24 protein-coding genes, 1 tRNA gene and 1 pseudogene are annotated in these 26,128 nt (G+C 39.7%); 18 read left to right on the top strand and 8 right to left on the bottom strand.

What is annotated here, in order from left to right:
• Nucleotides 1–75 precede the first annotated feature (75 nt).
• Both EAL04_RS04250 and nikE read left to right on the top strand, forming a co-directional pair.
• Nucleotides 76–1,098 (top strand): ABC transporter permease, encoded by a 1,023-nt coding sequence (locus EAL04_RS04250; RefSeq protein ID WP_205585785.1) that lies wholly within the window; start codon nucleotides 76–78, stop codon nucleotides 1,096–1,098.
• A 9-nt stretch (nucleotides 1,099–1,107) separates the two neighbouring features.
• On the top strand, nucleotides 1,108–2,658 hold the full coding sequence (gene nikE / locus EAL04_RS04245) for a nickel ABC transporter ATP-binding protein NikE (RefSeq protein WP_120973501.1): 1,551 nt from the start codon (nucleotides 1,108–1,110) through the stop codon (nucleotides 2,656–2,658).
• Nucleotides 2,659–2,729: 71 nt separating this feature from the next.
• Here the strand turns inward: nikE and EAL04_RS04240 are convergent, their stop codons facing one another.
• From EAL04_RS04240 to EAL04_RS04230, 3 genes are read right to left on the bottom strand one after another with little or no spacing between them, the layout of a single operon-like run.
• Nucleotides 2,730–3,269, bottom strand: coding sequence for a DUF2393 domain-containing protein (locus EAL04_RS04240; protein ID WP_120973499.1), 540 nt, complete (start codon nucleotides 3,267–3,269; stop codon nucleotides 2,730–2,732).
• A gap of 6 nt (nucleotides 3,270–3,275) precedes the next feature.
• A complete protein-coding gene (locus EAL04_RS04235; RefSeq protein ID WP_001121051.1) occupies nucleotides 3,276–4,364 on the bottom strand; it encodes a prohibitin family protein in 1,089 nt (362 codons plus the stop codon).
• A 20-nt stretch (nucleotides 4,365–4,384) separates the two neighbouring features.
• A complete protein-coding gene (locus tag EAL04_RS04230) occupies nucleotides 4,385–5,860 on the bottom strand; it encodes a DEAD/DEAH box helicase (protein ID WP_120973498.1) in 1,476 nt (491 codons plus the stop codon).
• A 189-nt stretch (nucleotides 5,861–6,049) separates the two neighbouring features.
• On the opposite strand from EAL04_RS04230, the gene EAL04_RS04225 reads away from it, so the two are divergent.
• The 12 genes from EAL04_RS04225 (at nucleotide 6,050) to hcpE (ending at nucleotide 16,354) form a co-directional block, all read left to right on the top strand.
• Nucleotides 6,050–7,078, top strand: coding sequence for a flagellar basal body P-ring protein FlgI (locus EAL04_RS04225; protein WP_000832068.1), 1,029 nt, complete (start codon nucleotides 6,050–6,052; stop codon nucleotides 7,076–7,078).
• A complete protein-coding gene (locus EAL04_RS04220; RefSeq protein ID WP_000609401.1) occupies nucleotides 7,075–7,392 on the top strand; it encodes a hypothetical protein in 318 nt (105 codons plus the stop codon). Before EAL04_RS04225 ends, EAL04_RS04220 begins: the two co-directional genes overlap by 4 nt.
• Entirely contained in the window at nucleotides 7,389–8,534 is a 1,146-nt protein-coding gene (gene flgS / locus EAL04_RS04215; protein WP_000748785.1) for an acid survival sensor histidine kinase, read from the top strand. The genes EAL04_RS04220 and flgS overlap by 4 nt, the downstream gene beginning before the upstream one ends.
• A 205-nt stretch (nucleotides 8,535–8,739) precedes the next feature.
• Complete coding sequence (gene dps, locus EAL04_RS04210; protein ID WP_000846455.1) at nucleotides 8,740–9,174, top strand: DNA starvation/stationary phase protection protein; 435 nt, start codon at nucleotides 8,740–8,742, stop codon at nucleotides 9,172–9,174.
• 20 nt (nucleotides 9,175–9,194) lie between these two features.
• Nucleotides 9,195–9,479 (top strand): DUF2018 family protein, encoded by a 285-nt coding sequence (locus EAL04_RS04205; protein ID WP_021177370.1) that lies wholly within the window; start codon nucleotides 9,195–9,197, stop codon nucleotides 9,477–9,479.
• On the top strand, nucleotides 9,472–9,867 hold the full coding sequence (locus EAL04_RS04200; RefSeq protein WP_120973496.1) for a hypothetical protein: 396 nt from the start codon (nucleotides 9,472–9,474) through the stop codon (nucleotides 9,865–9,867). Before EAL04_RS04205 ends, EAL04_RS04200 begins: the two co-directional genes overlap by 8 nt.
• A gap of 9 nt (nucleotides 9,868–9,876) precedes the next feature.
• Entirely contained in the window at nucleotides 9,877–10,800 is a 924-nt protein-coding gene (locus EAL04_RS04195; RefSeq protein WP_120973494.1) for a polyprenyl synthetase family protein, read from the top strand.
• A complete protein-coding gene (gene hemA / locus EAL04_RS04190; RefSeq protein ID WP_120973492.1) occupies nucleotides 10,800–12,149 on the top strand; it encodes a glutamyl-tRNA reductase in 1,350 nt (449 codons plus the stop codon). Before EAL04_RS04195 ends, hemA begins: the two co-directional genes overlap by 1 nt.
• 3 nt (nucleotides 12,150–12,152) lie before the next feature.
• Entirely contained in the window at nucleotides 12,153–13,886 is a 1,734-nt protein-coding gene (gene proS / locus EAL04_RS04185; protein ID WP_120973490.1) for a proline--tRNA ligase, read from the top strand.
• Nucleotides 13,887–13,896: 10 nt separating this feature from the next.
• Nucleotides 13,897–14,817 (top strand): hydroxymethylbilane synthase, encoded by a 921-nt coding sequence (gene hemC / locus EAL04_RS04180; RefSeq protein ID WP_120973488.1) that lies wholly within the window; start codon nucleotides 13,897–13,899, stop codon nucleotides 14,815–14,817.
• Nucleotides 14,817–15,194, top strand: a complete 378-nt coding sequence (locus tag EAL04_RS04175; protein ID WP_120973486.1) for a c-type cytochrome — start codon at nucleotides 14,817–14,819, stop codon at nucleotides 15,192–15,194. Before hemC ends, EAL04_RS04175 begins: the two co-directional genes overlap by 1 nt.
• 92 nt (nucleotides 15,195–15,286) lie before the next feature.
• Nucleotides 15,287–16,354 (top strand): Sel1-like repeat protein HcpE, encoded by a 1,068-nt coding sequence (gene hcpE / locus EAL04_RS04170; protein ID WP_000111735.1) that lies wholly within the window; start codon nucleotides 15,287–15,289, stop codon nucleotides 16,352–16,354.
• 770 nt (nucleotides 16,355–17,124) lie between these two features.
• Here hcpE and EAL04_RS04165 read toward each other — a convergent pair.
• From EAL04_RS04165 to dsbK, 4 genes are read right to left on the bottom strand one after another with little or no spacing between them, the layout of a single operon-like run.
• Nucleotides 17,125–17,655: a PepSY-associated TM helix domain-containing protein gene (locus tag EAL04_RS04165; protein ID WP_120973484.1), complete on the bottom strand. Its 531-nt coding sequence runs from the start codon at nucleotides 17,653–17,655 to the stop codon at nucleotides 17,125–17,127.
• The gene (locus EAL04_RS04160) at nucleotides 17,655–18,827 is read right to left on the bottom strand and encodes a glutathionylspermidine synthase family protein (protein ID WP_120973482.1); all 1,173 of its coding nucleotides are present in this window, start codon (nucleotides 18,825–18,827) and stop codon (nucleotides 17,655–17,657) included. Before EAL04_RS04160 ends, EAL04_RS04165 begins: the two co-directional genes overlap by 1 nt.
• A 21-nt stretch (nucleotides 18,828–18,848) precedes the next feature.
• Nucleotides 18,849–19,499, bottom strand: a complete 651-nt coding sequence (locus EAL04_RS04155) for a UPF0323 family lipoprotein (protein WP_000743481.1) — start codon at nucleotides 19,497–19,499, stop codon at nucleotides 18,849–18,851.
• A 15-nt stretch (nucleotides 19,500–19,514) separates the two neighbouring features.
• Nucleotides 19,515–20,312, bottom strand: coding sequence for a protein disulfide-isomerase DsbK (dsbK, locus tag EAL04_RS04150; protein ID WP_120973480.1), 798 nt, complete (start codon nucleotides 20,310–20,312; stop codon nucleotides 19,515–19,517).
• Between the two features lie 113 nt (nucleotides 20,313–20,425).
• Between dsbK and kdsB the strand changes: the two genes are divergently transcribed.
• The 3 genes from kdsB (at nucleotide 20,426) to EAL04_RS04135 (ending at nucleotide 23,014) form a co-directional block, all read left to right on the top strand.
• A complete protein-coding gene (kdsB, locus tag EAL04_RS04145) occupies nucleotides 20,426–21,157 on the top strand; it encodes a 3-deoxy-manno-octulosonate cytidylyltransferase (RefSeq protein ID WP_120973477.1) in 732 nt (243 codons plus the stop codon).
• A 192-nt stretch (nucleotides 21,158–21,349) separates the two neighbouring features.
• A complete protein-coding gene (gene hopA, locus EAL04_RS04140) occupies nucleotides 21,350–22,810 on the top strand; it encodes a porin HopA (RefSeq protein WP_120973476.1) in 1,461 nt (486 codons plus the stop codon).
• A gap of 129 nt (nucleotides 22,811–22,939) precedes the next feature.
• Nucleotides 22,940–23,014: transfer RNA gene (locus tag EAL04_RS04135), tRNA-Asn, on the top strand.
• A 31-nt stretch (nucleotides 23,015–23,045) separates the two neighbouring features.
• Here EAL04_RS04135 and EAL04_RS04130 read toward each other — a convergent pair.
• The gene (locus tag EAL04_RS04130) at nucleotides 23,046–24,203 is read right to left on the bottom strand and encodes a SulP family inorganic anion transporter (protein WP_162982483.1); all 1,158 of its coding nucleotides are present in this window, start codon (nucleotides 24,201–24,203) and stop codon (nucleotides 23,046–23,048) included.
• Between the two features lie 276 nt (nucleotides 24,204–24,479).
• Here EAL04_RS04130 and EAL04_RS04125 point away from each other — a divergent pair.
• Nucleotides 24,480–26,128 (top strand): annotated as a pseudogene (locus EAL04_RS04125) (SabA family sialic acid-binding adhesin); the annotation flags it as partial.

The raw sequence follows: 26,128 nt of genomic DNA, 5'->3' as shown, positions 1-26,128 counted from the left end.
TGATCAAACCTATTTTCTTGCTAGTATTACCCATAATTAATTATAATCTTAGGAATTGTTTTTCATCAAGGGAGTTTGAGCGTGAGCAGTTTGTTTAAAATGCGTATTTTTAGTTTTAAAAAGAATAAGCGGGCGGTGTTTTCACTCTATCTTTTTATCGCTTTATTAGCGCTTTCTCTTTTAGCCCCCTTATGGGTGAATGATCGCCCCTTATTCATCTATAAAGACAATAAAGCGTATTTCCCTATGTTTAAAAACTATGCGGAAGTGGAGTTTGGAGGCGATTTTTTCACCCCTACGGATTATAACGATCCTTATGTGCAAAACACGCTTTTAAAAGACGCTTTCATCATCCATGCACTCATCCCTTATAGCTACGATACGATCATTATGGATTTAGACTCTCCTGCCCCCACCCCCCCAAGCTTCAAACACCTTTTAGGCACAGACGATCAAGCCAGAGATGTGTTAGCTAGGCTGGTTTATGGCTATCGGGTTTCGTTAGTGTTTGGGATTTTACTCACCCTTTTTAGCGTTCTTATTGGCGTGAGTTTGGGAGCGTTTCAAGGGTATTATGGAGGGTTAGTGGATTTATTGGGGCAAAGGTTGAGCGAGATTTGGAGTGCGATTCCTATGCTTTTTTTACTCATTGTGATTTCTAGCGCGTTTAATTCCAATTTCTGGATCATCTTGTTTTTAGTCTTGCTCTTTAGCTGGATGGGGCTTTCTCAAGTCGTGCGCACGGAGTTTTTAAAAGCAAGGAATATGGACTACACCAAAGCCGCTAGAGCGCTTGGGGTGAATGATTTAAAAATCATTTTCTACCATGTTTTACCCAACGCTTTAGTAGCGACGATCACTTATGTGCCGTTTTTAATGGCGGCTAGCATTTCCACTTTAGTGTCTTTGGATTTCTTGGGTTTTGGCATGCCTATAGGGAGCGCAAGTTTGGGCGAATTAGTCAATCAAGGCAAGGATAACCTCACCACGCCCCATTTAGCGATCGTTGCGTTTGTAGCCATTAGCTTGTTGCTTTCTGTTTTGGTGTTCATTGGCGAAGGGGTGCGCGATGCTTTCAACGCTAACATGCTCAAATAAAGGGGTTACATGCTAGAAATCAAAAATTTAAACTGCGTTTTAAATGCGCATTTTTCGCTCCAAAACATCAATATTTCGTTAAACCCTAGCGAAAGGGTGGCGATCGTGGGCGAGAGCGGGAGCGGGAAAAGCTCTATCGCTAATCTCATCATGCGTTTAAACCCTAGATTCAAACCCCATAATGGCGAAATTCTGTTTGAAACAACCAACCTTTTAAAAGAAAGCGAAGAATTTATGCAGCATTTAAGGGGTAATGCGATCGCTTACATCGCTCAAGACCCCCTATCCAGCCTAAACCCATTGCATAAAATCGGCAAGCAAATGAGTGAAGCCTATTTTTTACACCATAAAAACGCTTCTCAAACGCTCCTTAAAGAACAAGTTTTAAACGCCATGAAACAAGTCCAATTAGACGAAAAATTTTTGGATCGTTACCCTTATGAGTTGAGCGGAGGGCAGCGCCAAAGGGTGTGTATCGCTATGGGGATCATTAATGCACCCAAATTGCTCATTTGCGATGAGCCTACCACTGCGCTAGATGCGCAAATCCAAAACCAGATTTTAGACTTGATCAAGCAATTGAGCGTGGAAAAAAACATCGCCCTTTTATTCATTAGCCATGATTTGAAAGCGGTCAAACGCTTGGCTGATAGGGTTTATGTGCTAAAAAAAGGCGAGATAGTAGAAACCAATTTGACTAAAGAGCTTTTTAATGACCCTAAGCACGAATATTCAAAACTCTTGATTCAGGCTTCAAATTTGCCCGCTAAAAATTTAAAAGCGCTAGATGAAACGCTTTTAGAAGTGAAGGATTTTAGCGTTTATTACTTGCAAAAACGCTTTTTTAGGCCTTCTTTAAAAAAACCCCTTATCGCATCGGTGGATTTTTCCCTCAAAGCTAAGGAAAACATCGGCATCATTGGCGAAAGCGGGAGCGGGAAAAGCTCTTTAGCGTTAGGGCTTTTAAAACTCGCTTTAAATAGCGGGGAAGAAAAGATTTTAGGCCAAAGCGTGGGGCTTTTAAATTCTAAGGCGTTCAAACCCTACCGCAAGATTTTGCAAATGGTGTTTCAAGACCCCTACGCTTCATTAAACCCTCGCTTAAGCATTCAAAGCATTTTAATAGAAGCTTTGCGCTTTGCTTACCCTAAGGCTTCCAAAGAAGAATGGCACCATTTAGCTGAACTTTGTTTAGAAGAAGTGTGTTTAAACCCTGAATTGCTTAACTTTTACGCTTATGAGCTCAGCGGAGGGGAACGCCAAAGAGTGGCGATCGCTAGGGCAATCGCTTTAAAACCTAGAATCATTCTCTTAGATGAGCCCACTTCCGCTTTGGATAAGAGCATTCAAAAAAGCGTGTTGGAATTATTATTGAGTTTACAAGAAAAGCAGGATTTGAGCTATTTGTTTATCAGCCATGATTTAGATGTGATCAAAGCGTTTTGCGATAAGGTGTTAGTGATAAGTGAGGGGAAAGTCGTAGAAACAGGCGCTATTGAAGAGGTGTTTGAAAACCCCAAACACGCTTATACCAAGCGTTTGTTGGAGTCTAGGCTTTAAAGCTTTATTCTAAAATTCATGCCTTTAAGCGTTTTTAATCGCTTTTTTAATGGGCGTTATCTTTTCATTTTCTACAAACAAAACAAAGAAACTTGATAAGGGGCTGTTTTTGAATAAGGGTAGTTGTCAATAAAGAATGAAAAGACCTTGGATTCTTTGGGCAAAATCTTTTCCTTAAAAATTTTTTCATAGCTTTTTTTGACAAACCATTTAAAAGCATGCTCTTCTACAAAATTATGAGGGTTTTTAAGGACTTCTAGGCGTAAAACGCATTTGTTTAGACTGAATTTGGAAATGTTTTTGACTCCCACTTGCAAAGAAAAGGCGTTGCTATAACTTAAAGGGTTAGCGTGTAAGATGCGTGTTTCTATGGGGTAAATCGCTTGAGTGAGTAAAATATTCAAAACAAAAGGCATGCTCAAAAACGCGCCCAAAAAAGCTGTTGTTGCCATATAGCTAGCTATGCGGTTTCTTAAAAGCAAAGCCAAAAGGAGCAAAATCGCACAAAAAAGGATTAAAACGCTCGCTATCAAAACGCTAATTAAAGTCGCTTGGCTTAAAAATCCCTTAAAAGACTCCAAAAAAGCTTGGATAAAGGCAAGAGACGCCATGCGTTTTTAAGGCTCTTTACTCTCGGCAATGCTAGATTTAACCTTACTTTTAGTGTCAATCCAAATGTTAGGCACAGCCCCGCCTGGAGTGAGCATGATTTGAGCGTTGTTATTCGTTTTTAACGCTTCATTAAACTGGCCTTGAACTTCAATTTGGCGCAGCCTTAAAAGCTTGTCGCTCAAGCTTTGCGAAATGCTCAAATTGGCTTGAGATTTCGCCTTAGCTTCAATCACGATCGCATCCGCCACGCCTTGAGCCTTAATCCTGTTAGCGTCCGCTTCCCCTTTAGCCAGAGCGGCTTGTTTTTGAGCTTCTTGTTTGGAGCGCTCCACCTCGTATTTCACCCTTTCTGATTCTTGGCGCGCGATTTGGACTTTTTCAATTTGCTCTTTAATCTTAGCGGGCAAGACGATTTCTCTCAATTGGATAGAGCTTAATTCCACAGGGGTGTTGGGAAGCTTAGAAACTTCTTTATTGATACCGCTATTAATAAGAGCGGCGATTTCATTGCGCTTAATAGGTAAATCTTCAGCCGGATAGCGCCCCACGACAGATCGTACCACATCGCGCACCACAGGGTTGATGATCTTTTGCTCCCAAGACAAGCCATAAGTAGCGATCGTTTGGGGGGTGGTTTGGGGGTTTAGGCGGTATTGCACGGTGAGCTCAATAGAAACGGTCAAACCCCTGCTATCCATCACGTTAATAGCGTCGTTTCTAAAAATCCCTTGATTTTTACCCGCCACGCCCATGTCTTCGGTGCGTGAAAAATTGATATTTCTGATTCTTGTATCCACAATGAGAATGTCTTGAATGATAGGCACAAAAAAGTGGATTCCTGGCTGTAAGGGGGTGGGTTCGTATTTCCCGGCGGTGATTTTAATGCCAATTTCTCCTGAGCTAATCACTTCAAAAGGCTTGGCCAAAAAAGCGATAACGCCTAAAAGGACAATGACAATTAAAACCGATAGTTTTTTAGAATTAAAAGAGTTAGACGGCGGGATGAAACGCCCCCCATTATTAGGCGTATTAGGCGTGGGGGTTTCTCTTTGAGGATTTTTCTTTTTTAAATGTTCGTTCAAATCAATGGGCATGAGTTTCCTTTTTAAATATTTTAACGGCGTTTGGGTTTTTTAGAATAACGATTCGTTTTGGGGTGTTTGTCTCTGTGGTGACTCTTTTTAAAAGAGTGCGCTGGCTCGTGCTGCGTTTTTTTGCTTGGGGGTTTTGGCGTTTTTTCTTTAGGGTTTTGGATCGCATCAATTTCTTGCTGGTTCAAGCCGATTTTGCTGGTTTCAAACTGCAAACTCAAAAGTTTTAAAACCAATTGAGACGGCTCAAAAATTTCGGTAAGCTGTTCATAAAGGCTGATGATCCCTTCAGACACTTTAGCGTCATGCAAGGTTTTGATGATCTGATTTTCGTTAATGGTGGGGATTTCAAAAAGTTCAATCTCTGAATCAATTTCTTTTTGCATGCGTAAAAGCTCTTTGTATTCTAAGGGGGTTACTAAAGTGATCGCCATGCCTTTTTTGCCCGCTCGCCCGGTTCTCCCAATGCGATGGATATAGCTCTCGGTGTTTAGGGGCAAGTGGTAATTAAACACATGGCTTACACCGCTAATATCAAGCCCTCGGCTCGCCACATCTGTAGCCACTAACACGTCAGCGTCATTTTTTTTAAACGCCATGATAGAAGCGCGCCGATCCCTTTGATCCATATCCCCATGCAAGGCGGTGCTTTTGTAATTTTTAGAAGCAAGGAATTGGTGCAATTCATCGGCTTCTTTTTTAGTGCGCGTGAAAACAATGCTCTTTTTGGGCGCTTGGGTGTCTAAAAGGCGCATGATCGCTTCAGCCCTCTCATGCTCGTTGATCACATAAAAGCGTTGGGTGATGTCAGTATTGGTGATATTAGAAGGAGCGATATGGATTTTAATAGGGTTTTCTAAAATCTTATCCGCTAATCTTTTAATCGGCTCTGGCATCGTGGCTGAAAAAAGCAAGATCTGCGCTTCGCTAGGGAGGTAGTCAAAAATCTCTTCAATATCGTCTAAAAACCCCATATCCAGCATTTCATCGCTTTCATCTAAAACGACCACTTTAGGCACAAATTTATGGATGCGCTCGTTTTTTAAATGATCTAATAGCCTTCCTGGCGTGGCGATCATCACTTGGGGGTTTTTCTTAATGAATTCGCATTGTTTTTTAACGCTCTGGCCTCCATACACGCACACGGTTTTAGTCCTATTGTGTTTGCCCAATTTAAAAATCTCATCGCTAATTTGCATGGCTAATTCTCTGGTGGGCGTGATCACTAAGGCCTCTATGGTGTGGTTGTTTTTAAGGTTGTTGATAATGGGCAGAGCGAAAGCGGCGGTTTTTCCTGTGCCTGTTTGGGCTTGCGCGATGACATCTCGGCCTTGCAAAACAGCCGGAATGGCCTTTTCTTGAATGGGGCTTGGGGAAGTGAAGCCGGCTTCATAGACGGATTTTAAAACCGATTCTTTTAAGCCCAAATCATTAAAACTCGGCTTATGATAAGCGTCATCATCAATTTCTGTAGGGAGTGGTGGTTGATTCAATTCCATGGGAGATTCATACCTCAATTTAATTTGAAACTTTATAAAAAGCTAATAAAAGGCTAAAATTAAAATCTTTGATTTAAAGTTTATAAGATTTTTGAGTATAGCATAAAAATGCGCTCAATTAAGTTTAAAGTTTTTATAAAAGGCTTATGCTAAAATAATTAGAATTTAAGGAATAAAGAAAGGGTTTGATTGAAACGGGTGTTTTTGTGGCTTATTTTTGTATTAGCTTTCCACAAGCTTTTGGCCGAAAAAATAGGCGATATAGCGAGCGTGGTGGGCGTAAGGGATAACCAGCTGATTGGCTATGGGCTTGTGATTGGCTTAAATGGCACAGGGGATAAATCCGGCTCAAAATTCACCATGCAATCCATTTCTAACATGCTAGAGAGCGTGAATGTTAAGATCTCTGCAGATGATATTAAATCTAAAAATGTCGCTGCCGTGATGATTACAGCCTCCTTGCCCCCCTTTGCAAGACAGGGCGATAAAATTGATATTCACATTTCTTCTATTGGCGATGCGAAATCCATTCAAGGAGGGACTTTGGTGATGACCCCTTTAAATGCGGTAGATGGGAATATTTACGCCCTTGCTCAAGGGGCTATCGTTTCGGGTAATTCTAATAACTTGCTCTCAGCCAATATCATCAACGGGGCGACTATTGAAAGGGAAGTTTCGTATGATTTGTTCCATAAAAACGCCATGACTTTAAGCCTGAAAAACCCCAATTTTAAAAACGCTATCCAAGTGCAAAACACCCTAAATAAAGTATTTGGTAATAAAGTAGCCATAGCGCTAGATCCCAAAACCATTCAAATCACCCGCCCAGAGCGTCTTTCTATGGTGGAGTTTTTAGCTTTAGTGCAAGAAATCCCCATTAACTACAGTGCGAAAAATAAAATCATTGTAGATGAAAAATCAGGCACGATCGTTTCAGGAGTGGATATAATCGTGCATCCTATAGTGGTTACAAGCCAAGACATCACGCTCAAAATCACTAAAGAGCCTTTAAATGACTCTAAAAACACGCAGGATTTAGACAATAACATGTCCTTAGACACCGCTCACAACACGCTGAGTTCTAACGGGAAAAACATCACCATTGCCGGGGTGGTAAAAGCCTTACAAAAAATTGGCGTGAGCGCTAAGGGGATGGTTTCAATCTTGCAAGCCCTAAAAAAAAGCGGCGCGATTAGCGCTGAAATGGAGATACTATGATAAACAACAATAAAGCCATGTTAGAGCAATACAACGTTTCTAAATTAGCGAGCGAAGAGAAATTAAAAGCGTTAGCTCAAAATAAAAACGACAAGCTTCTCAAAGAGCAAACCGATTCTTTTGAAGCACTGCTTTTAAAATTCATGCTGGATAGCGCTATGAAAATGGATAACCCCTTGTATCCTAAAGCCCCAGGCGATGAAATTTATGCGTCCATGTATAAGGACACCCTCTCTAAAGAATTGAGCGGGAATTTTGGCTATAGCGAAATGCTGTTTAATTTCTTAAAAGAGCAAGAAAAACAAAAACCATGAAAAAATCCAAGCGTTTAAAACGCCCTTATTTAAAAAACTCCCATCTGAAACGCTCTGATAAGGCTTCTTCTTTCAAGGGGTTGTTAAAAAAAGAAGACAATGTGATTTCATTAGAAAATTTTAAACCCAAAGAGAGCGAAGATTTATTAGAAAATTTTTCCAATAAAAAAGACATGCAAGAATTGCTAGGGCTTTTAAACCAATTCATTTTACAAAGCTACAAAGTAGAAAAGGAGTTTAAGGATTATAAAGCCCTCTATGAATGGGTCATAGAGATTTTACCGCAAGCGATTTGGGTGATGAATGAAAACGGGAGCTTTTTTTATAAAAATTCTTTAGCCAATCAAAGCCATGAGGTGTTCAATAAGGCTAAATTAGGAAATTTTAACACCGAAATTGAACATGAAAATAAAAGCTATTTAGTCCAGCAAAACAGCATTCAAGGCAAGCAAATCATCACCGCAACCGATATTAGCGCTCAAAAACGCCAAGAGCGGCTCGCTTCTATGGGGAAAATTTCAGCGCATTTAGCCCATGAGATCAGAAACCCCGTAGGCTCTATCTCCCTTTTAGCTTCGGTGTTATTAAAACATGCGAACGAAAAGACTAAGCCCATTGTTGTAGAATTGCAAAAAGCTTTATGGCGCGTAGAAAGGATCATCAAAGCCACCTTGCTTTTTTCTAAAGGCATTCAAGCCAACCGCACCAAGCAAAGTTTGAAAACGCTAGAGAGCGATCTCAAAGAAGCCCTAAATTGCTACACTTACTCTAAAGACATTGATTTTCTTTTTAATTTTAGCGACGAAGAAGGGTTTTTTGACTTTGATTTGATGGGGATTGTGTTGCAAAATTTCCTATATAACGCCATTGATGCGATTGAAGCCTTAGAAGAGAGCGAGCAGGGGCAAGTCAAAATTGAAGCGTTCATTCAAAATGAATTTATCGTCTTCACTATTATTGATAATGGCAAGGAAGTGGAAAACAAAAGCGCTTTATTTGAGCCTTTTGAAACCACTAAATTGAAGGGTAACGGCCTAGGATTAGCCCTGTCTTTACAAGTGGTTAAAGCCCATGAAGGGAGCATTGCGCTATTAGAAAATCAAGAAAAAACCTTTGAAATTAAGATTCTTAACGCTTCTTAATTGGGATAACTATCCCCCTTAAAAATGAGTTTTACGATAAAACAAAATTTTAAAAAGATTAAATAATATTAAATTGAATAGGGTTTATCAATATTTGACAAAAATAAGATCAAAACAATTTTTCATTAACTCTTTTGGTGTAGGATAGCGATCAAGGTTTTTATGAAAGTAAAAGCCTAAAACAATTTTAAAAAAAGGACTTTTGATGAAAACATTTGAAATTTTAAAACATTTGCAAGCGGATGCGATCGTGTTATTTATGAAAGTGCATAACTTCCATTGGAATGTGAAAGGCACCGATTTTTTCAATGTGCATAAAGCCACTGAAGAAATTTATGAAGAATTTGCGGACATGTTTGATGATCTCGCTGAAAGAATCGCTCAATTAGGGCATCACCCCTTAGTCACTTTATCCGAAGCGCTCAAACTCACTCGCGTTAAAGAAGAAACTAAAACAAGCTTCCACTCTAAAGACATCTTTAAAGAAATTCTAGGCGATTACAAACACCTAGAAAAAGAATTTAAAGAGCTTTCTAACACCGCTGAAAAAGAAGGCGATAAAGTCACCGTAACTTATGCGGACGATCAGTTGGCCAAGTTGCAAAAATCCATTTGGATGCTAGAAGCCCATTTGGCTTAAGCTATCAAAAAGAAGCTAGCATGAGAGATTACAGCGAGCTTGAAATTTTTGAGGGAAACCCCTTAGACAAGTGGAATGACATTATTTTTCATGCGAGCAGAAAGCTTTCTAAAAAAGAGCTAGAAAGGCTTTTAGAGCTTTTGGCTCTTTTGGAAGCTTTCATAGAAAAAGAAGACTTGGAAGAAAAGTTTGAATCTTTCGCTAAAGCTTTAAGAATGGATGAAGAGTTGCAACAAAAAATAGAGAGCAGGAAAACAGACATTGTGATCCAATCCATGGCGAATATTCTTAGTGGGAATGAATGAGCTTATCCGCTATGGCTTGATATTTCTCTTTTTTTTAGAAGCGTTTGGGCTTGATTATGGGATCGATAGAACGCTAGAATTAAAAAAAGATGAAGTCTTTAAAGCGATCATCAAAGACACTTCAAATGAACAAACCAAAGAAATCACGCTCTATTGGACGCTATATGCAAATAAAGGTTTAGTCATCAACATGCGTTTTAACCATTTCCCTTACCAGTTTATTTTATACACCGACCATGCGAGAAACACCTATAACCTCAAAGTTTTTGAAGAAAAATTTTCTTCTAACAGCACTCTGTCGCTTGTGTTTAAAGATTTTAAAGAAGATAAAGCCGCTTTAAGGCTTTTAGCCCTTATGCCCCTTGTTTTTTCTCCTAAAGAGCCTTAAGGAATTTGCATGCAAGAAAAACAACTCAAAGCCATTCAAAATAGAATCGCTTCTTGGATCAAAGAAATAGAAAGCGCCTTTATAGATGCATTGTTTTCTAAGATTGGCCCTTCAAAAATGCTGCGCTCCAAACTCATGCTCGCTTTATTAAATGAAAAAACAGACGCTATTTTATTGGATAAAGCGTTCAATTTGTGCGCGATTGTAGAAATGATACAGACCGCTTCTTTATTGCATGATGATGTGATTGACAAGGCGACCATGCGCCGAAAACTCCCCAGCATTAACGCTCTTTTTGGGAATTTTAACGCCGTGATGCTTGGGGATGTGTTTTATTCTAAAGCCTTTTTTGAACTCTCTAAAATGGGCGAAGTAATCGCTCAAATCCTCTCTAATGCGGTTTTAAGGCTCTCTAGAGGCGAGATTGAAGACGTGTTTGTGGGGGAAAGTTTTAATAGCGACAAACAAAAATACTGGCGTATTTTAGAAGACAAGACCGCTCATTTCATGGAAGCGAGCTTAAAGAGCATGGCGATTCTTTTAAATAAAGACGCCAAAATATATGCGGATTTTGGATTAAATTTTGGCATGGCGTTTCAAATCATTGATGACTTATTAGACATCACTCAAGACGCCAAAACTTTAGGCAAGCCCAATTTTAGCGATTTTAAAGAAGGCAAAACCACTTTACCCTACTTGCTTTTATATGAAAAATTGAATCAGCATGAACAAGGGCTTTTAACTTCTTATTTTAAACAAGATAGTCATGAAATCATAGAATGGACTAAGGAAAAATTCAAGCAATATGGTATCATAGAAGAAACCCTTAAAATCGCTCAAGTTTATTCTAAAAAGGCCCTTGAAGCCATTAAAGGGGAAAACAATTTGATTTTAGAAAAACTAGCGCAAGATGTCATTTATAGGACTTTTTAATGGAGTTAGAAACTCATTTGTCAAAATATTTCACCCTAGCCTTTACGCACAAAAGCATGAGCTTAGAAATGCGCGAAAAACTCGCTATCAATTCGAACGCAACGCTTAAAGAATTTTTACAAACCATTAAAACCCACTGCCCTAACATCAAAGAGTGCATGGTGTTATCCACATGCAACCGCTTTGAAATCTATGCGAGCCTAAAGCACGGTGCTAATACTAATGAACAAAAAAACGCGTTATTAAAAATTTTGGCTCAAAATAAAAAAATGAGCGTGTCTGATTTAGAAAAATGCGTTTTAATGAACACTGATGAAAGCGCAGTCCATCATGTCTTTAGCGTGTGCAGCAGTTTGGATAGCCTAGTGGTGGGGGAAACTCAAATCACAGGGCAGATGAAAAACGCCTATAAATTCGCTTTTGAAGAGAAATTTTGCTCCAAAGATTTAACCCGATTGCTCCATTTTGCTTTCAAATGCGCCGCTAAAGTGCGCAATTTAACCGGCATTTCCAAGCAAGGGGTCTCCATCTCTTCAGTGGCGGTCAAAGAAGCGCTTAATATTTTTGAAAAAGAAAGGATTAAGGATAAAAAAGCCCTTGTGATAGGGCTTGGCGAGATGGCTCAATTAGTCATCAAACACCTTTTAAACAAGCAATTTGAAGTGCTTATTTTAGGGCGTAATGCGGCTAAATTTGAAGATTTTGTCAAAGAATTAGAAGAACCTAAAAAAGTGAGTTTTCAAAATATAGAAAATTTAAACGCTCATATCAATGAATACGAATTGCTTTTTTGCGCCACTTCTTCGCCGAATTTTATCGTGCGAAATTCCATGTTAAAAGAAACGATTTTCAGGCGTTTTTGGTTTGATTTAGCCGTGCCACGAAATATTGAAAAGCCGGTATTGGATAATATTTTCTTATACAGCGTGGATGATTTAGAGCCTATGGTGAGAGAAAATGTGGAAAACAGGCAAGAGAGCAGGACGAAAGCTTATGAGATTGTGGGGCTTGCCACAATGGAGTTTTACCAATGGATCCAAAGTTTAGAAGTAGAGCCTTTGATTAAGGATTTAAGGGAATTGGCTAGGATTTCAGCCCAAAAGGAATTGCAAAAGGCGCTCAAAAAACGCTATGTGCCTAAAGAATACGAAGGCAATATTGAAAAGATCTTGCACAACGCGTTCAACACCTTCTTACACCACCCCACTATCGCTTTAAAAAAGAACGCTCAAAAAGAAGAATCCGATGTGCTTGTGGGCGCGATTAAAAACTTGTTTAATTTAGACAAATCTACCACTTGTCATGTCCAGAATTTGAATCTCTATAAATGCGAATATTACGAGGAATAATGCATGCTGTTTTCAAAACTTTTTGCCCCCACTCTCAAAGAACCCCCAAAAGATGCCGTGTTAAAAAGCCATAAGCACTTAGCTCAAGCAGGATACATTTATCAAGTAGGCAGCGGGATCTATAATTTCCTACCCCTAGCTAAAAAAGTGCTAGACAAAATAGAAAACATCACGCACAAACGCATGCAAGAGCATGGGGCGCAAAATATTTTAATGAGTTTTGTTGTTTTGGCGAGTTTGTGGGAAAAATCAGGCCGTTTGGATAAATACGGCAAGGAATTATTGGTTTTTAAAGACCGAAAAGACAACGATTTTGTTTTAAGCCCCACTTTAGAAGAAAATATCACCGAAATTGCCTCTAATTTCATCAAAAGCTACAAGCAATTACCCGTGCATCTTTATCAAATCCACACGAAATTCCGTGATGAAATCCGCCCACGATTCGGGCTGGTGAGAGCGAGAGAATTTATCATGAAAGATGGCTATAGCTTTCATGAAGATATTGAAAGCTTGGATGAGGAATTTTTAAACACGCAAAACGCTTATAAAGAGATTTTAAGCGATTTGGGTTTGGATTTTCGCATCGTGGAAGCGGATAGCGGGGCGATTGGGGGGAGTAAAAGTAAGGAATTTGTCGTTTTAACAGAATGCGGGGAAGACACGATCGTGGTGTGTCAAAATTGCGATTATGCCGCCAATATTGAGATCGCTAAACGCTCTAAAAGACTTGAGCCTTTAAATGTCCCCAAAGCGCAATTAGCGAAATTCCCTACCCCTAATACCACTAGCGCTCAAAGCGTGGCGGAGTTTTTCAAAACAGAGCCTTATTTTGTTTTAAAAGCACTTGTTAAAAAAGTGATCCATAAAGATAAAGAAACCCTAGCGTGCTTTTTTGTTAGGGGCGATGACAATTTAGAAGAGACTAAAGCTTTAAACGCCTTGAACATTATAGGAGCGAACGCTTTAGAATTAAGAGAGGCCAATGAAGAAGATTTAAACCACGCAGGGTTAATAGCGGGATTTATAGGGCCTTATGGCTTGAAAAAGCATGTTTCTTATATTATTTTTGATGAAGATTTAAAAGAGAGCGATTGCTTGATCGTTGGGGCTAATGAAAAGGATTTTCATGCGGTGGGCGTGGATTTAAAAGGGTTTGAAAACCTTGTTTATGCGGATATTGTCCAGGTTAAAGAGAGCGATTGTTGCCCTAATTGTCAAGGAGCGTTGAAATACCATAAGAGTTTGGAAGTGGGGCATATTTTCAAACTCGGGCAAGGCTATGCTAAAAGCTTGAAGGCTAGTTTCTTGGATAAGAATGGCAAGGAGCAATTTTTTGAAATGGGGTGCTATGGGATAGGCATTAGCCGATTGCTCAGCGCGATTTTAGAGCAAAAAAGCGATGATCTAGGCTGTGTGTGGACGAAAAATACCGCTCCTTTTGATGTGGTGATCGTGGTTTCTAACCTGAAAGATGAAGCGCAAAAAAAACTCGCTTTTGAAGTGTATGAAAGGTTGCTCCAAAAGGGCGTTGATGTGCTGTTAGATGACAGAGACGCGCGTTTTGGGGCGAAGATGAGGGATTTTGAATTGATTGGGGAGCGGTTAGCACTGATTGTTGGGAAGCAAACTTTAGAGAGTAAAGAATTTGAATGCATTAAACGCGCTAATTTAGAAAAACAAACGCTTAAAGACACCGAATTAGAAGAAAAAATTTTAGAAATGTTAGAAAGCGAATAAGGGGGAGTGAGTGGGAAAATTAGTGATTGGCTCTAGGGGGAGCGAATTGGCCTTATGGCAAGCGAATCACATTAAAGAACTCCTGAAAAAAGAATGCTCTATAGAAAGCGAGATTCAAATCGTTAAGACTAAAGGCGATAAAATCTTAGACACCCCTTTAAATAAGATCGGCGGTAAGGGGCTATTCACTAAGGAATTGGAAGAATTGCTTTTAAAAGGCGAAATTGATTTGGCGGTGCATTCTTTAAAAGATGTGCCGGTCGTGTTTGAAAAGGGGTTAGACTTGGCATGCATCACTAAAAGGGCTGATGTGAGGGACACTTTTTTGAGCGTGAAATTCCCTGATTTGATGAGTTTGCCTAAAGGAGCCAAGGTTGGCACGACTTCTTTAAGGCGCTCCATGCAACTCAAACTGAAGCGCCAGGATCTAGACACAGAAAGCTTAAGAGGGAATGTCCAAACCCGTTTGAAAAAGCTTGAATGCGGTGGATTTGACGCTATCATTTTGGCTGAAGCCGGGTTGTGCCGCTTAAACATTCAAGGGGCGAAATACCGCAAGGCTTTTAGCGTAGAAGAAATGATTCCTAGCATGGGTCAGGGGGCTTTAGGGGTAGAAATGCTCAAAAACCACAAGCATTTTATTACGCTTCAAAAACTCAACGATGAAGAAAGCGCGTTTTGTTGCCATTTAGAAAGGGAGTTTATCAAAGGGCTTAATGGGGGGTGTCAGATCCCTATTGGCGTGCATGCGAGTTTAATGGGTGATAGGGTTAAAATCCAGGCGGTTTTGGGCTTGCCTAATGGGAAAGAAGTCATCACTAAAGAAAAGCAAGGGGATAAAACTAGGGCGTTTGATTTAGTGCAAGAGCTTTTAGAAGAATTTTTACAAAGCGGGGCGAAAGAGATTTTAGAAAAGGCGCAGTTGTTTTAATGCGTTTGTTGATTGCGCTAGGTTTGAGCTTGTTAAGTTTGAACGCTAAAGAAGCGGATTTCATCTCTGATTTAGAATACGGGATGGCTCTTTATAAAAACCCTAGGGGTATTGCGTGCGCGAAATGCCATGGCATTAAAGGCGAACAACAAGAAATCACCTTTTATTATGAAAAAGGCGAAAAAAAAATCCTCTACGCCCCTAAAATCAACCATTTAGACTTTAAAACCTTTAAAGACGCCTTGAGTTTGGGCAAAGGCATGATGCCTAAATACAACCTCAATTTAGAAGAAATCCAAGCGATTTACCTTTACATCACCTCTTTAGAGCATAAAGAAGGGCGTAAAGAGGAAAGTAAAGATCCTTCCAAGCCTTAATCAAAGCGCTTGATTTATGCTAAAATGGAGCGTTGCATTTTTTGTTTTGATTAAAGAGGGTTCTAAAAATCAGGATTTAAAAGAAGGTAAAAATGAGTGTCAAAATTTTAAAAATATTAGTTTGTGGGTTATTTTTTTGGAGCTTGAATGCCCATTTATGGGGGAAACAAGACAATAGCTTTTTGGGGGTTGCTGAAAGAGCCTATAAAAGCGGGAATTATTCTAAAGCTACATCTTATTTTAAAAAAGCATGCAACGATGGGGTGAGTGAAGGTTGCACGCAATTAGGAATCATTTATGAAAACGGGCAAGGCACTAGAATAGATTATAAAAAAGCCCTAGAATATTATAAAACCGCATGCCAGGCTGATGATAGGGAAGGGTGTTTTGGTTTAGGGGGGCTTTATGATGAGGGTTTAGGCACGGCTCAAAATTATCAAGAAGCGATTGACGCTTACGCTAAGGCATGCGTTTTAAAACACCCTGAGAGTTGCTACAATTTAGGCATCATTTATGATAGAAAAATCAAAGGCAATGCCGATCAAGCGGTTACCTACTACCAAAAAAGCTGTAATTTTGATATGGCTAAGGGGTGTTATGTTTTGGGCGTGGCTTATGAAAAAGGCTTTTTAGAAGTCAAACAAAGCAACCATAAAGCCGTCATCTATTATTTGAAAGCATGCCGATTGGATGATGGGCAGGCTTGTCGCGCGTTAGGGAGTTTGTTTGAAAATGGCGATGCAGGGCTTGATGAAGATTTTGAAGTGGCGTTTGATTATTTGCAAAAAGCTTGTGCTTTAAACAATTCTGGTGGTTGCGCGAGTTTAGGCTCTATGTATATGTTAGGCAGGTATGTCAAAAAAGATCCCCAAAAGGCTTTTGATTATTTCAAACAAGCATGCGATATGGGGAGCGCGGTGAGTTGCTCCAGGATGGGCTTTATGTATTCGCAAGGGGACGCTGTTCCAAAAGACTTGAGGAAAGCCCTTGATAATTATGAAAGGGGTTGCGATATGGGCGATGAAGTGGGCTGCTTCGCTCTAGCGGGCATGTATTACAACATGAAAGATAAAGAAAACGCCATAATGATTTATGACAAGGGCTGTAAGCTAGGCATGAAACAAGCATGCGAAAACCTCACTAAACTTAGGGGGTATTGAAAAATTCAATCAATCCCCCTAAATTATCATCGTGTTTGACTCAAAACTTTTCAAAGATTTGGCTCTGTTTTAAGAGCTAAAGCAGAAACCCACCCTATTAATTTTTCAATCTTTAGTGTTTTTAGGGCTTTGTCTATTTTCAAAAAGAAAACTTTTTGAATGTTTTTTGCGGTTGTTTGGTTGTGTTTGTTAGCGTGTTTTTATAGTATAAATTTTTGTTAGGTTAGCTTGAAGTGGGTTTTAGGTTTAAAAGTCCTATAAAAATGTTTTAGCGTGTTTTTGCGCTATGGGATAGATATGCGTTTGGTTGTGTTTTTCAATGGTTTTAATTTATGGCTTTTGCGTGGTTGTTATTATAAGCACGCTACAAACACGAATCACACGATAATAAAGCGGTATGCATGTGCTATAAAAAGACTTGATAAAAATAACGAAAAATAGTTAAATCTCAAGCGTTCTTTTAAAAATTATTGTTAGATGAGACAGATAAAAACGCTTTTAGTTTAAAGATAGAGTTTTAGGGGTTTGTTGGTTTAGTTATTCTTTAATTTTTTAAAAAATGGGGTTTTTAAAACTCATAAAAGGATAGGGGTATTTTGAAATCATTCCCCTACAACCCCCCTTTTAAAATCCCCCTAACCCCCTAAGAGCGCGTTATGAGAAATTATCGCTCGCTTTTCGCAAGCTTTTTTATTTTGGTTGTCAAAACACCCAAAGGTATTTTTTAGATTTCATAACCAATATCCAAAACAGAGCTAATTTTTAAAACCCTACAAAGACCAATAGATCGCTCCAAAGAACACGATACTCCCTATCAAAACGCTTACAAACATGCGTTTAGTGTCCTTAAAAGCCACCATTAAAAACGCGCTCAAATAAAACAACAATAAAAACACGCAAAAAATCCCCAAAAGCACTTGAAACACGATGCCCACCTTAGCCTTATGCAGCATGATGAGTGCACCTAAAAAGCCCCTTTCAATGGTTTTGATTTTTGTTTGATCGCCTTTAGTTTCAAGGTTGATTTCATACAAAGGCGTGCCAATGATTAACGCTCCCCTATGCTCTCTAGGCTCTATCTTTTTAGGCATAGCGATATGGTTTTCTTTTATAAAGTCTTTTAAAAAGTCCAATCGTTCTTCTTTTTTTAAGGATTTTTCTAAAACCCATTCTTTGATCTTAGCACCAGTGTCTTGGCGCACCCCAAAGAGCAATAAAAGCCCGCTAACCGCAAAAAGAAGCGCCAAAGGGAAGAAAAAAGTGGTCGCATAGATGTGAAAATAACGCATCATTGCAACCATTATTGCAACCTATGGCTCACGAATTTAGAAAAATTATCCAAGATCAACCCCCCTTTTCTAAACCCTAACGCGCAAGATTCATAAGCAAAAAACACGTTAGGCTGATAATACAACCCGTTATGCGAATTGAGTTCGTAAAACTCCTGATAAATGGGCTTATGGTTAGAATAAACGCCGTCCGTTTTTAAAAGCGATTGCATGGAAGCTTCAAAGATTTCACTATTCGCCCCTTCCCTACCAAAAGCCACTTTTTTAATTTGCTTTTTATTAGCTAAAGGTTCATAGCTCGTTTCTAACAATAAGGGGTGGTTGGGGTATCTGTCCCATAAAAGTTTTAAAAAACGCTTGGATTGGAAAAGGATCGTATAAGCCGGGTTTAAAAAAATCGTGTTTTTATTTTCCATCATGCCTTGCATCAAAAGGGCTAATTCTGGCTCATCAATAGCGATGTTTTCCCATGGGATCAGTTTGAATAAAAACTCAAAATTTAAGCCGTTTTTAAACACGCCCTCTTCTACATTAAACTCTACTTCATCAATGTAAGAAAAATCCGTTTCAAACCCCACGCTTTGAGCAGCGTCTTGCAAAAAACGCATGGTACGCTCTTCTTCAATATTCCCCCTAACGCTTGAAAAAAGGATTTTCCACCCCTCATACATTTCCTCAAAACGGCTCGTGTCTTCACCCAAAGTAACTAGGCGTTTAAAATTCTCGCCAAGCGCTTCATAAAGGTTATTGAATTGCTTGTTTTCATCATAGCCATTGGCTTTGAGTAACGCCCACTGAATCACCGCGGTTTCATAGAGCATGGTGGGGGTATCAGCGTTAAATTCCAGCAATTTAATAGGCTTGCCATCAAGCCCCCCGGCCAAATCAAAACGCCCGTAAATATGCCAATGCACTTCTTCTTCAAAACTCTGTTTGATCATAGGAATGAGCGCGTTAGGAATATCCAATTCAAAAAAGCGATCGTTTTTAATGGCCTCTTCAGCCGTCTCCACAAACATGTCATAAAGCTCATTGCAAGCGTCATAATAAGCGTCCGCTTCTTTTTGAGAGACAACCACCATTTCATCAGCGATATAAGATGACATGTCATCGTTAGTGTGCCAATCTAAACCGATTTCTTCTAAAGTCTTATTGTCTAAAGGTTTTAAAGGAATCACTTGCATTTTTTAACCTTAAAATAGATTTTATGCGTTAAAGCCCCTTGTCCCAGAGCTTACCGCCGGCGAGCTAGTAGGCCTACTAGAGCCAAAAAACCCGCTCTGTCCCTTACTCGCTCCGCCCATGCTTGAAGCACTAGGCACGCTTTTAGAAAAGGAATTTTGAGAGCGTTGGTAAGCTTGCGGGGATTTGTAGGTCCGTTGGGCGTTTTGCTGATAATTAGGGTTATTGAAAAGCTTATTGCCAATATAACTCCCTAAAATCGCCCCCGCCGCGCTCCCTAAAATCGCGCTCCCCAAGCCAAAGCCTGAGCTTTCACTCCCCCCACCCCCATTATTAGGCTGGATAAGCTTGCTCGTGCCGTTGTCAATTTTGGCTTCTTCTTCTTTGATGAGCTTTTGAATCTCTTCATTGCTGAGCACTCGTTCATTGCCTTGCAAATCGCGCACTATAATGTGGGTTCTTGAACTGGGGTATTCTTCAACCACCTTGTAAGATTTATCCTTTTGCTCTTCTAAAATCACGAACGCGCCTTTTTGAACGCTTTGGCTTAAAGAGCTTTGCTCTTTGGGCTTGTCATCAGCATTGCTCTTACACCCCACAATGCTCACCATCACTAACGCGCTCAAACCACCCACGATCGCATAATCAGAAATCTTTCTGTAGGGTTTTTTCATGAGAGTAACCTTATATCATGCCTTATAGTGGTATAAGAAAGGCACGCCCTTAATCACGCCAGATTCAAAAATCTTTTTCGTAACATTTTCCACTTTGGTGCGTAAATCTTCAGGCTCTTTTTGGGCGTTAATATCGTATTGGGTGGAATAAATCTTTTCAAGAATAGAGATTTTATCTTCCACGCTCGCTCCCCTAGCCCTAGCCTTCGCCATTTCTTCTTGGATTAAAGCCGCTTTTTTAGCCGAATTGACCCCAAGCCACCCCACTACAACCATTCTCACGGTGTTTTCTTTCAAGTGATCCCTGAGTTTAGTGAGCTCTTTTTGGCAATGAGGGCACATGGGATCAGAGACAATATAAAGGATTTTATCCTTATTTTCAGCGTTAGTAGAGGGCAACTCTATCACATAATCAGCCGGCACTTCATCAAAAATAGCGTTCAACTTCGCGCTGTTTTGCTGGGTGGTGTTAAGGGCTAGGATTTTTTGATTGGTCTCTGTAAGCAATTTCACGTCTTCGCTATTATTGCTAAAAAAGATACCGCCAAGCCCTATGACTAAATTACCATCCTTACTCACTACAAGCGGGATATTGTATTTAGTGTCCGGATCTTCAATAACGACCATTTTTAAATCCTGGCTGGATTTTAAAGGTTTGACTTCTAAAATACGCACCTTTTTATTGGTTTGTTTTTCAATCACGCTCACTAAATTATCCTGCATCCGTTTGTCATTAGCTGAAACTGAATGTTTAGGGGCTGCCCCTAAGCTTACAAGAAGTAACGCGCTCAACACACTCGCTCTTAATATCATTAAAAACTCCTAAAGTTCAATAGCCTAAATCCTTACAATAAAAGGAATAAGCTTTTAATGGGTATAATACCATAAAAATCCCCTATTTTCATAAGGCTTAAAAAGGTTTAAAGATGATTATCATTCCTGCTAGATTAAAATCCAGTCGTTTTGAGAATAAAGTGCTAGAAGACATTTTTGGCCTGCCTATGGTAGTGCGTTGCGCTAAAAATGCGAATCTAGTAGATGAATGCGTAGTCGCTTGCGATGATGAAAGCATCATGAAAGCGTGTCAAAAATTCCACATTAAAGCGGTGCTAACCTCCAAACACCACAATAGCGGCACAGAACGCTGTTTGGAAGCGGCGCAAATTTTAGGGTTAAAAAACGATGAAAGGGTTTTAAACTTGCAAGGCGATGAGCCTTTTTTAGAAAAAGAAGTCATTTTAGCGTTATTAGAAGCCACCCAAAACGCCCCTTTCATGGCGACTTGCGCTAAAGTCATTGATGAAGAGCAGGCCAAAAGCCCTAATTTAGTCAAGGTGGTTTTAGATAGCCAAAATAACGCTTTGTATTTTTCGCGCTCCCTTATCCCCTTTTTACGAGATTTTGATGCGAAACGCCAAACCCCCCTTTTAGGGCATATCGGTATTTATGGCTTCCACAATAAAGAAATATTAGAAGAATTATGCGCTTTAAAACCTTGCGTTTTAGAGGAAATAGAAAAATTAGAGCAGTTAAGGGCTTTGTATTACCAAAAAAAGATTCTAGTAAAAATCGTTCAAAGTGAAAGCATAGGCATTGACACCAAAGAAGATTTGCAAAACGCTTTGAAAATTTTTAGCCCCGATCCCCTTGAGCGGTGAAATTTAAAAATACTCAAAACATTTTTCACTATCAAAAACCTTTTTTTAAATCCAAAAAAAAGCAAAATTTCTTAATTTTTGCTCAATTTTATTAAAAATTCAATAAATTTATGGCACAATTTAAATGCATTGTAAATAAAGTTTCAATTTGATACGATTTTACAAATAAAACATTACTTTAAGGAACATTTTATGAAAAAAACGATTTTACTTTCTCTTATGGCGTCATCGCTCCTCGCTGAAAATGACGGCGTTTTTATGAGCGTGGGCTATCAAATCGGCGAAGCGGTTCAACAAGTGAAAAACACCGGCGAAATCCAAAAAGTCTCCAACGCTTACGAAAATTTGAACAATCTTTTAACCCGCTATAACGAGCTCAAACAAACGGCCTCTAACACTGATTCAAGCACCGCTCAAGCGATTGACAATCTAAAAGAGAGCGCTAGCCGATTGAAAACGACCCCTAATAGCGCTAATCAAGCCGTGTCCTCAGCGCTCAGCTCTGCGGTGGGCATGTGGCAAGTGATAGCCTCTAATTTAGCCAGTGGCACGCTATCCACTAGCGAATACGACAAAATCAAAGCGACTTCTCAATTGCTCCAAAACACCCTAGAAAATAAAAATACAGCCAACAATAATACCACCATTGATAATGATGCCTCAAAACTTTTAGATGACGCTAAAACCATTATTAATACCCTTCAAAACCAATGCCCAGGAATAGACGGAGGCAATGGCAAACCATGGGGCATTAATGCAAGCGGGAACGCATGCAATATTTTTGGCAACACCTTTAACGCCATCACTAGCATGATTGATAGCGCTAAAAAAGCCGCCGAGCAAGCCCGAAGAACTGACCCAGAAAGTCCAAACCAACCAAGCGCATTTAACAACGCTGATTTCAATAAAAATCTCAATCAAGTCTCAAGCGTTATTAATGACACGATCTCTTACCTCAAAGGGGACAATTTAGCAACCATCTATAACACCCTTCAAAAAACGCCTAATTCTAAAGGGTTTCACAGTTTGGTGAGCCGATCTAGCTATAGTTATTCCCTCAACGAAACCCAATATTCTCAATTCCAAACCACCACCAAAGAGTTTGGCCATAACCCCTTTAGAAGCGTGGGTTTAATCAACTCTCAAATCAATAACGGCGCGATGAATGGCGTGGGCGTGCAATTAGGCTATAAGCAATTTTTTGGGAAAAATAAATTTTTTGGGATCCGGTATTATGCCTTTTTTGATTACAACCATGCCTATATCAAATCCAACTTTTTCAACTCCGCTTCCAATGTTTTCACTTATGGCGCGGGCAGTGATCTTTTATTGAATTTCATCAATGGCGGATCCGATAAAAACCGCAAAGTCTCTTTTGGTATTTTTGGGGGCATCGCTCTAGCGGGAACGACATGGCTTAATAACCAATCTGCGAATTTAAAAATCACCAATAGCGCCTACAGCGCCAAAATCAACAACACCAATTTCCAATTTTTATTCAACACCGGCTTAAGGCTTCAAGGGATCCATCATGGCATTGAATTAGGCGTGAAAATCCCTACGATCAACACCAATTACTATTCTTTCATGGGCGCTAAATTAGCCTATAGAAGACTTTATAGCGTGTATCTCAATTATGTTTTGGCTTATTGATATTGAATTGGTTCTCATTACTAATGAGAACAAAGCCAACTTTTTGGCTCTCAAGTGAATAACGGCATCATTTTACTTGACTTTTTACAAAAAACACACTAAAATTTATTTTTATTTTTTGAGCGAAATTCCAGATTAGCTCAGCGGTAGAGTAGGCGGCTGTTAACCGCTTGGTCGTAGGTTCGAATCCTACATCTGGAGCCATACTTTTAACTCATCTTTTTTATAGCAAAATTCACGCAATCCCTTTAGATTTGATCCATAACGCATTGACTAACACCCCCACCACAACCCCTATCGCTAAATTATGCGTGTATAAAACCACAGCCACGACTAAAAGCATGTTCAGCGTGTCATAGAGCTTGATTGTTTTAATGTTCATAACGGATTGGAAATTAAAAGTGGTGAAAGAAATCATCACCATCACCGCCACAACCGCCACAATGGGAATCTTAACCACGTATTCATTAAACACTAATATTAGCACCATTAAAGAAAAGCCGGCAAAAAAAGTAGAAAGCCTTGTTTTGGCCCCGGATTTTGCGTTAATGATAGACTGCCCCACTAAAGCGCACCCTGTCATTCCCCCCAAAAGCCCTGAGATGATATTCCCCAAGCCTTGCGCTTTAGTTTCTTTATTTTTATCGCTCACGCCATCTTTTAAAATGACATCTAAAGTTTTAGCCGTCAATAAGCTTTCTATCGTGCCAACTAGCGCTAAAGAAAGAGCGTAAGGCAACAATTCTATAACGATTTTAAAATCCAAATTTTTGGGGATAATGATGAAATGAAAGCCTGAAACCCCTTGCTCAATACTCCCCAAATTCGGTGCATGCATATCAAAAATTAAAGCGATTGCACTCACTGCAAGGATACAAATCAGATTAGAGGGGATTTTTTTAGTGATTAAGGGGAAGAGGTAAATGATGAGTATCCCAATAGCGAGCAAGACAAACACCCCTAAATTTTGGTTTTGAAGGAATTTGAATTGCTCTGTTAAAAGCAAAATGCCTAGCGCGTTCACAAAGCCATACATCACTGATTGGGGGATAAATTTTAAAAGATTCCCTATTTTCAAATAGCCTAAAAGAATTTGCAACACCCCTGCCATAAGAGTCGCCACGCCCGCGTATTCAAGCCCATAGTTTTTAACCACGCCCACTAAAATGAGCGCCACTGAGCCAGCCGCTGCGCTAATCATCGCCTTTCTAGCCCCAAAAAGAGACAACACAAAAGCCATGTAAAAGGTCGTATAAAACGCCACGCCCACATCTAAACCCACCATGATCGCAAAGCCAGCCGTCTCTGGGATCACAGAAAGCCCCACCACAAAACCAGACAACAAATCTTTTTGAATGTTGCTCAACCATTCTTTTTGTATCTTTTCAAACATGCCACTCTTTTCAATTCAAATCGCTTTCATTATAACCAAAGGTTTAAAAACCAATTTCAAATAACTCCCTAAGAGCGCTTTTAATAAAACTCTCGCTCGCCTAAAATCAAGCTCTATGATATTTTATTGTAAAAAATACTTAAAATTGTTTTTTTTTTTTTTCAAAATATAAATTTTAAGTTAAGAATAAGCATTTTATGGTAAAATGGCGAAATCTCATAAACATGACTATCATGGGAATGCGAAACCAACAAAAATCTAATAAAAGGAGAAAACATGAAAATCAAAAAATCTCTCTTGCTCTCTCTTTCTCTCATGCTCTCATTATCAAGAGCTGAAGACGACGGATTTTACATGAGCGTGGGCTATCAAATCGGTGAAGCGGTTCAAAAAGTGAAAAACACTGGAGCATTGCAAAATCTTGCGGACAGATACGATAACTTGAGCAACCTTTTAAACCAATACAACTACCTTAACTCTTTAGTCAATCTAGCCAGCACACCGAGTGCGATCACAAGCGCAATTGATAATTTAAGCTCAAGCGCGATTAACCTCACTAGCGCTACCACCACTTCCCCCGCCTATCAAGCTGTGGCTTTAGCGCTCAATGCCGCTGTGGGCATGTGGCAAGTCATAGCCCTTTTTATTGGCTGTGGCCCTGGCCCTACCAACAATCAAAGCTACCAATCGTTTGGTAACACACCAGCCCTTAATGGGACAACCACCACTTGCAATCAAGCGTATGGGACAGGCCCCAATGGCATTCTATCCATTGACGAATACCAAAAACTCAACCAAGCTTATCAAATTATCCAAACCGCTTTAAACCAAAACCAAGGAGGCGGGATGCCTGCCTTGAATGACACCACCAAAACAGGGGTAGTCAACATACAACAAACCAATTATAGAACCACTGCACAAAACAATATCATAGAGCATTATTATAAAGAGAATGGGAAAGAGATCCCAACCTCTTATTCAGGCGGATCAGCACTCCCACTCTCAATAAAATTCACATTCAATAATAACGCTGAATACCTTTTGCAACAAGCCGCCACTATCATGCAAGTCCTTACCACTCAAAACCCCCATGTGCAAACGAGCAATGGCGGTAAAGCGTGGGGGTTGAGTTCTACGCCTGGGAATGTAGTGGATATTTTTGGCCCTTCTTTTAACGCTATTAACGAGATGATTAAAAACGCTCAAGCCGTTTTAGAAAAAACCAAACAGCTTAACGCTAATGAAAACACCCAAATCACGCAACCAGACAATTTCAACCCCTACACTTCTAAAAATAAGCAGTTCGCTCAAGAAATGCTCAATAGAGCCAACGCTCAAGCAGAGATTTTAAATTTAGCTAAGCAAGTAGCGGACAATTTCCACAGCATTCAAGGGCCTATTCAAGGGGATTTAGAAGAATGTAAAGCAGGATCGGCTGGCGTGATCACTAATAACACTTAGGGTTCAGGTTGCGCGTTTGTGAAAGAAACTTTAAACTCTTTGGAGCAACACACCGCTTATTATGGCAACCAGGTCAATCAGGATAGGGCTTTATCTCAAACCATTTTGAATTTTAAAGAAGCCCTTAACACTTTAGGGAAAGATTCTACAGCAATCAATAGCGGTATCTCCAACTTGCCTAACGCCAAGTCTCTTCAAAACATGACGCATGCCACTCAAAACCCTAATTCCCCAGAAGGTTTGCTCACTTATTCTTTGGATACCAACAAATACAGCCAGCTCCAAACCATCACGCAAGAATTAGGCAAAAACCCCTTTAGGCGCATCGGCGTGATTGACTATCAAAACAATAACGGGGCGATGAATGGGATCGGCGTGCAAGTGGGCTATAAGCAATTCTTTGGTAAAAAAAGGAATTGGGGGTTAAGGTATTATGGTTTCTTTGATTATAACCATGCTTATAT

The organism is Helicobacter pylori (assembly GCF_003638305.1).
In the GTDB taxonomy this organism is placed as follows: Bacteria; Campylobacterota; Campylobacteria; order Campylobacterales; family Helicobacteraceae; genus Helicobacter; species Helicobacter pylori_DJ.
Note: the sequence above shows the minus strand (reverse complement) of the source record. Positions and strands in the feature narration are given on the sequence as shown.

What these genes read in the sequence shown, in the direction of transcription:
- nikE (WP_120973501.1), top strand. Translation starts at nt 1,108, where the DNA reads ATGCTAGAAATCAAAAATTTAAACTGCGTTTTAAATGCGCATTTTTCG.
- EAL04_RS04240 (WP_120973499.1), bottom strand. Translation starts at nt 3,269, where the DNA reads ATGGCGTCTCTTGCCTTTATCCAAGCTTTTTTGGAGTCTTTTAAGGGA.
- EAL04_RS04235 (WP_001121051.1), bottom strand. Translation starts at nt 4,364, where the DNA reads ATGCCCATTGATTTGAACGAACATTTAAAAAAGAAAAATCCTCAAAGA.
- EAL04_RS04230 (WP_120973498.1), bottom strand. Translation starts at nt 5,860, where the DNA reads ATGGAATTGAATCAACCACCACTCCCTACAGAAATTGATGATGACGCT.
- EAL04_RS04220 (WP_000609401.1), top strand. Translation starts at nt 7,075, where the DNA reads ATGATAAACAACAATAAAGCCATGTTAGAGCAATACAACGTTTCTAAA.
- flgS (WP_000748785.1), top strand. Translation starts at nt 7,389, where the DNA reads ATGAAAAAATCCAAGCGTTTAAAACGCCCTTATTTAAAAAACTCCCAT.
- dps (WP_000846455.1), top strand. Translation starts at nt 8,740, where the DNA reads ATGAAAACATTTGAAATTTTAAAACATTTGCAAGCGGATGCGATCGTG.
- EAL04_RS04205 (WP_021177370.1), top strand. Translation starts at nt 9,195, where the DNA reads ATGAGAGATTACAGCGAGCTTGAAATTTTTGAGGGAAACCCCTTAGAC.
- EAL04_RS04200 (WP_120973496.1), top strand. Translation starts at nt 9,472, where the DNA reads ATGAATGAGCTTATCCGCTATGGCTTGATATTTCTCTTTTTTTTAGAA.
- EAL04_RS04195 (WP_120973494.1), top strand. Translation starts at nt 9,877, where the DNA reads ATGCAAGAAAAACAACTCAAAGCCATTCAAAATAGAATCGCTTCTTGG.
- hemA (WP_120973492.1), top strand. Translation starts at nt 10,800, where the DNA reads ATGGAGTTAGAAACTCATTTGTCAAAATATTTCACCCTAGCCTTTACG.
- proS (WP_120973490.1), top strand. Translation starts at nt 12,153, where the DNA reads ATGCTGTTTTCAAAACTTTTTGCCCCCACTCTCAAAGAACCCCCAAAA.
- EAL04_RS04175 (WP_120973486.1), top strand. Translation starts at nt 14,817, where the DNA reads ATGCGTTTGTTGATTGCGCTAGGTTTGAGCTTGTTAAGTTTGAACGCT.
- hcpE (WP_000111735.1), top strand. Translation starts at nt 15,287, where the DNA reads ATGAGTGTCAAAATTTTAAAAATATTAGTTTGTGGGTTATTTTTTTGG.
- EAL04_RS04165 (WP_120973484.1), bottom strand. Translation starts at nt 17,655, where the DNA reads ATGGTTGCAATGATGCGTTATTTTCACATCTATGCGACCACTTTTTTC.
- EAL04_RS04160 (WP_120973482.1), bottom strand. Translation starts at nt 18,827, where the DNA reads ATGCAAGTGATTCCTTTAAAACCTTTAGACAATAAGACTTTAGAAGAA.
- EAL04_RS04155 (WP_000743481.1), bottom strand. Translation starts at nt 19,499, where the DNA reads ATGAAAAAACCCTACAGAAAGATTTCTGATTATGCGATCGTGGGTGGT.
- dsbK (WP_120973480.1), bottom strand. Translation starts at nt 20,312, where the DNA reads ATGATATTAAGAGCGAGTGTGTTGAGCGCGTTACTTCTTGTAAGCTTA.
- kdsB (WP_120973477.1), top strand. Translation starts at nt 20,426, where the DNA reads ATGATTATCATTCCTGCTAGATTAAAATCCAGTCGTTTTGAGAATAAA.
- hopA (WP_120973476.1), top strand. Translation starts at nt 21,350, where the DNA reads ATGAAAAAAACGATTTTACTTTCTCTTATGGCGTCATCGCTCCTCGCT.
- EAL04_RS04130 (WP_162982483.1), bottom strand. Translation starts at nt 24,203, where the DNA reads ATGTTTGAAAAGATACAAAAAGAATGGTTGAGCAACATTCAAAAAGAT.